Here is a 3,658-nt window from a genome sequence, read left to right on the forward strand (position 1 = left end):
AATCCAAAAGACCTAAACTAAATACGGTAATCATACATTTTTTTGCCAATAGCAAATATTCTTTGTAAGATGTCTGTTCTTTTGTAGTCATATACCTCCGGCAAAGCCGGAGGCTTGAAAGATGTGAACCGCTCAAAGCGGTTGTTTAAAGGGCCACCTCAAAGGTGGTGGCCCTTTGCTACTTGAACAAATTCAGCTGATCGATCCGACGATCTTCCTGCTCCTGAGCTTTGATGTACTCGCGGATCATCTGCTCATCTCGACCGACGGTGGAAACATGATACCCTCGAGCCCAAAAATGGGCTCCGGTGAAATTCCTCTTTTTACCGAGATAGTTGCGGGCCACATGAATCGCACTTTTGCCCTTGATGTAGCCAATCACCTGCGCCACCGCATATTTGGGAGGTATTGACACAAGCATGTGCACATGGTCCGCCATCATATGGCCCTCGAGCACCTCGCACTCCCTGTTGTGGGCCAGATCCTTGAATACCTGGCCAAGATACCTGCGCAGCTGGCCGTACAGGGCCTTCTTGCGATACTTGGGAATCCAGACCACATGGTATTTGCATTCCCATCTGCTATGGTTTAGACTTGAAACGTCGTTCATGAAAGCCTCTCCTTTGTGAATTTTGAGCGGTTCACATCCGGAGGGGCTTTCATTTACTCCCGTAAATGTCAAACTCTGGTGAGTCCCCCGGCATAGCCGGGGGTTTACCTAAGGGCAATTATTGATGGTTGATTGACATGAATACTGGTGGGGTGGGCCGAATTTCAGCGCTCCCCACCTTTTATTTGGGAGCTTATTGGGCGGTTCACTTTGGGCGTCGACAAGCAAACCCACAAGCGCCTGGCAGGATGTCGAATCGGTGCTGCGTCATTTTGGCTGAACAAAGGATCTGGCCCGAAAACGGTACCGGGAATTTGTCGAAAGGGATCGAAAAGGGTCGAAATTCGCCGAAGAATAAAAACGTGCTAATTCAACCCCGTCCCCTGGCACCGCCCGCCCCTCGAAAAAGTTGTCGGACTGGATCGACTGCAGCAATTGGCCCGCATGGGTGGTGTCGCGGGCGATCACCAGTAAAAACGGTTTAACGATGGCTTTCCCGCTTTCGCGGGCGTAGGTCTCCAGTTCCACCTTGACGCTCTCATGAAGCCGGATACCGTCCTCCAGCTTCAAGCGCTCGATCTCCTCGGCCGACATGCCGGCCGGGTTGAAATTCTTGCGCGTCACCACGGCCGGTTCCTTGACAAAGCCGTCGGCCATGGCCTTGCCCAGGGGATAATCATAAATCACATTCTTGAACGGTATGGCCCCGCGGCCGGTCTCCACAAAGGGGGTGGCGGTCAGTTCCAATCCCTAAATGGGCTTGAGTTCATTGATGGCCCGTACCCCGGCGCAGGCCCGGTAGCGGTGGGATTCGTCCATCAGCAGTACCAGGTCGGGCAGACCGGCCAGGTAGTCGAAATAGCTCTCGCCGATGTATTCGGAGAGCCGCTTGATGCGGGGCGACTTGCCGCCGCGCACTTCGGAGTTGATCTTGGAGATGTTGAAGATATTGATATGAACGCCATCCAGTTCCGGAAACAGGGAGCCTTGTTGGCGATAGGCCTCGGGTACGCCGACGCCGCTCTCATAAGTGTCGCCCGTGACCACCGTGGGCGGGTGCACGGCGAATTCGGCGATGCCCTTGAACACATACTTGGCCGTGTTGGGCGTAAAATCAGCAATGAGTTTGTTGTAGATGGTCAGGTTGGGCGCCAGGAAAAATAATTGCCGAAGCCGTGGGCCAGGTACAGATAGCTCATAAAGGCGCCCATCAACCGGGTTTTACCCACACCGGTGGCCAGGGCAAAACAGAGGGAGGGAAATTCGCGCTCAAAATCCGTTACCGTGGCAAATTCGCTTTGAATGGACGCCAGCAGGGCGGCCGTATCGGCCCCCTTGCCGGGGGCGGGGCGATCTCGGTGATGCGCTGGAGGATTTCCAGCGAGGTGCGCTGGGGCGGCCGCAGGCTCAAGCGCCCGGAGATGGCATTAACATGTCGGTTCATCGTCATCGTTTCCTGCTGTGAGTTCACGCCTGTGATCAAATGCTGCTCGAGCCTGTTCAATGGCGGCATGCAGTTTCTGTTCAAGCACCTTGCGGGGCGGCAGTTCGGTCAAATACTCGGCCACCCGGATGCCGCTGTTCTCCAGCGCCAGCAACTCCACGGTTTCACGTTTCTTGCCGGCACACAGCACCAGCCCGATGGGCGGCAGTTCATCCGCCTGGCGTTCATACTTGTCCAGCCAGCGCAAATAGAGTTCCATCTGGCCCTTGTCGGCCGGCTTGAAATCGCCCAGTTTCAAATCGATGGCCAACAGGCGCTTGAGTTTGCGATTAAAGAAAAGCAGGTCGATATAGTAGTCGTCGTTGTCCACCTGAATGCGCTTCTGCCGGGCGATAAACGAAAACCCCGCCCCCAGTTCAAGTAAAAATCGCTCCAGCTCGCGTAGAATTGCGTCTTCCAGGTCCTTTTCCAGATAGCGATCCCGCAGTCCCAGAAAATCGAGGAAATAAGGATCCTTGAAAACAAGGTCAGGCGTCAGTTGATCGGCCGCGCGCAGCGAATCGATCTCGTGGCGGATCAATTCCCCGGGTTTTTTGGATATAGCGGTACGCTCGTAAAGCATGGAATCGATCTTGCGCCGCAAGGCACGCACGCTCCATCGCTCGATCCGGCACATTTCAGCGTAAAAATCGCGCTGCAAGGCATCCTTTTGATAGATGATCTCCTTGAAATGGGACCAGCTCAATTGTCTCCACAACGTCGAGACAATCGCCTCATCCGCAAACACCTCGGCAAATCGGATCATGTGGCGCAGGTTTTTGGCCGAAAAGCCGCGCCCATATTCGACTTGCAATTGTCGCGACAGTGTAGAGACAATGGCCTCACCGTATTCCGCCCGGCCATCCTTCAGAATCTCTTGGCGGACCCTTTGGCCGATGTGCCAATAGAGCATGGTTAGCCCTGTATTAACCGCTGCCGCAACGGATTGGCGGGCCTCCTCAATCAGGTGGCGGATATCCCGGACCAGGGTGTTGGTATCTAATCTTGTAAGCTTTTTCATAGGGTTGCTTTTTATTGCACCTGATAGGTTTTGCCGTCAGCGGCAGCATGTGCAAATTTTGCACGAACTGACGCCTCTTCGAGTTCACCTTCCTTAAAAACATTGCGTAAATGTTTGGTAATGACCGAGCGTTCACGTCCGAACAGGTCGGCCATCTGGTCCTGGGTCAGCCAGACCGTATCCTTTTCAAGGTGGACCTCAAGCTGAAACTTGCCGTCTTCGGTGTTGTATAGGATCACATCCATCAACCCGGCTCCTCGCCAAACAAATCCATCTGTCCCTTGGGCGGCGGCGCCTGGGGCTGGTTTTCCACCCGCAGGCTGTAATCGTCATGTCCCCATTCGCAGCGGACCAGATCCGCCCGGGGGATTTTCTTGACCGTCAGGTTGGGAAAACGGTCGGCCCGAGCGCGAAAGGCTGTGCAGAGCACCAGCAGGCTGCGCTCCGGTCCCACCTCGTCGGAGAGCTGCTGGAGCTGGTCGTGCGTCAAATTGGCCGTGGTCACATAGATAAAATCCTGTTCCGTGGAGTGGCCGTGCTACCA

General features: G+C 54.7%; 7 protein-coding genes. All 7 read right to left on the reverse strand.

Translation table 11 applies throughout. The features are described 5' to 3' along the window. Positions 1-178: 178 nt before the first annotated feature. Positions 179-610, reverse strand: a complete 432-nt coding sequence (tnpA, locus tag R6V78_RS01905) for an IS200/IS605 family transposase (RefSeq protein WP_410287628.1) — start codon at positions 608-610, stop codon at positions 179-181. A 267-nt stretch (positions 611-877) separates the two neighbouring features. Then, positions 878-1,357 carry a hypothetical protein gene (locus R6V78_RS01910; RefSeq protein ID WP_410287629.1) on the reverse strand — a complete coding sequence of 160 codons (480 nt, stop codon included), beginning with the start codon at positions 1,355-1,357 and terminating at the stop codon, positions 878-880. A gap of 3 nt (positions 1,358-1,360) precedes the next feature. After that, positions 1,361-1,765 (reverse strand): hypothetical protein, encoded by a 405-nt coding sequence (locus R6V78_RS01915; RefSeq protein ID WP_410287634.1) that lies wholly within the window; start codon positions 1,763-1,765, stop codon positions 1,361-1,363. Positions 1,766-1,889: 124 nt separating this feature from the next. After that, on the reverse strand, positions 1,890-2,054 hold the full coding sequence (locus R6V78_RS01920) for a hypothetical protein (RefSeq protein WP_410287630.1): 165 nt from the start codon (positions 2,052-2,054) through the stop codon (positions 1,890-1,892). Next, positions 2,038-3,114: a YhcG family protein gene (locus R6V78_RS01925; RefSeq protein WP_410287631.1), complete on the reverse strand. Its 1,077-nt coding sequence runs from the start codon at positions 3,112-3,114 to the stop codon at positions 2,038-2,040. Before R6V78_RS01925 ends, R6V78_RS01920 begins: the two co-directional genes overlap by 17 nt. A gap of 11 nt (positions 3,115-3,125) precedes the next feature. Then, positions 3,126-3,359 (reverse strand): hypothetical protein, encoded by a 234-nt coding sequence (locus R6V78_RS01930; protein ID WP_410287632.1) that lies wholly within the window; start codon positions 3,357-3,359, stop codon positions 3,126-3,128. Then, positions 3,359-3,619, reverse strand: a complete 261-nt coding sequence (locus R6V78_RS01935; RefSeq protein ID WP_410287633.1) for a hypothetical protein — start codon at positions 3,617-3,619, stop codon at positions 3,359-3,361. The genes R6V78_RS01930 and R6V78_RS01935 overlap by 1 nt, the downstream gene beginning before the upstream one ends. Positions 3,620-3,658: the final 39 nt, after the last annotated feature.

The sequence above is a fragment of the Desulfosarcina sp. genome (assembly GCF_046496365.1).
Lineage (GTDB): Bacteria > Desulfobacterota > Desulfobacteria > Desulfobacterales > Desulfosarcinaceae > Desulfosarcina.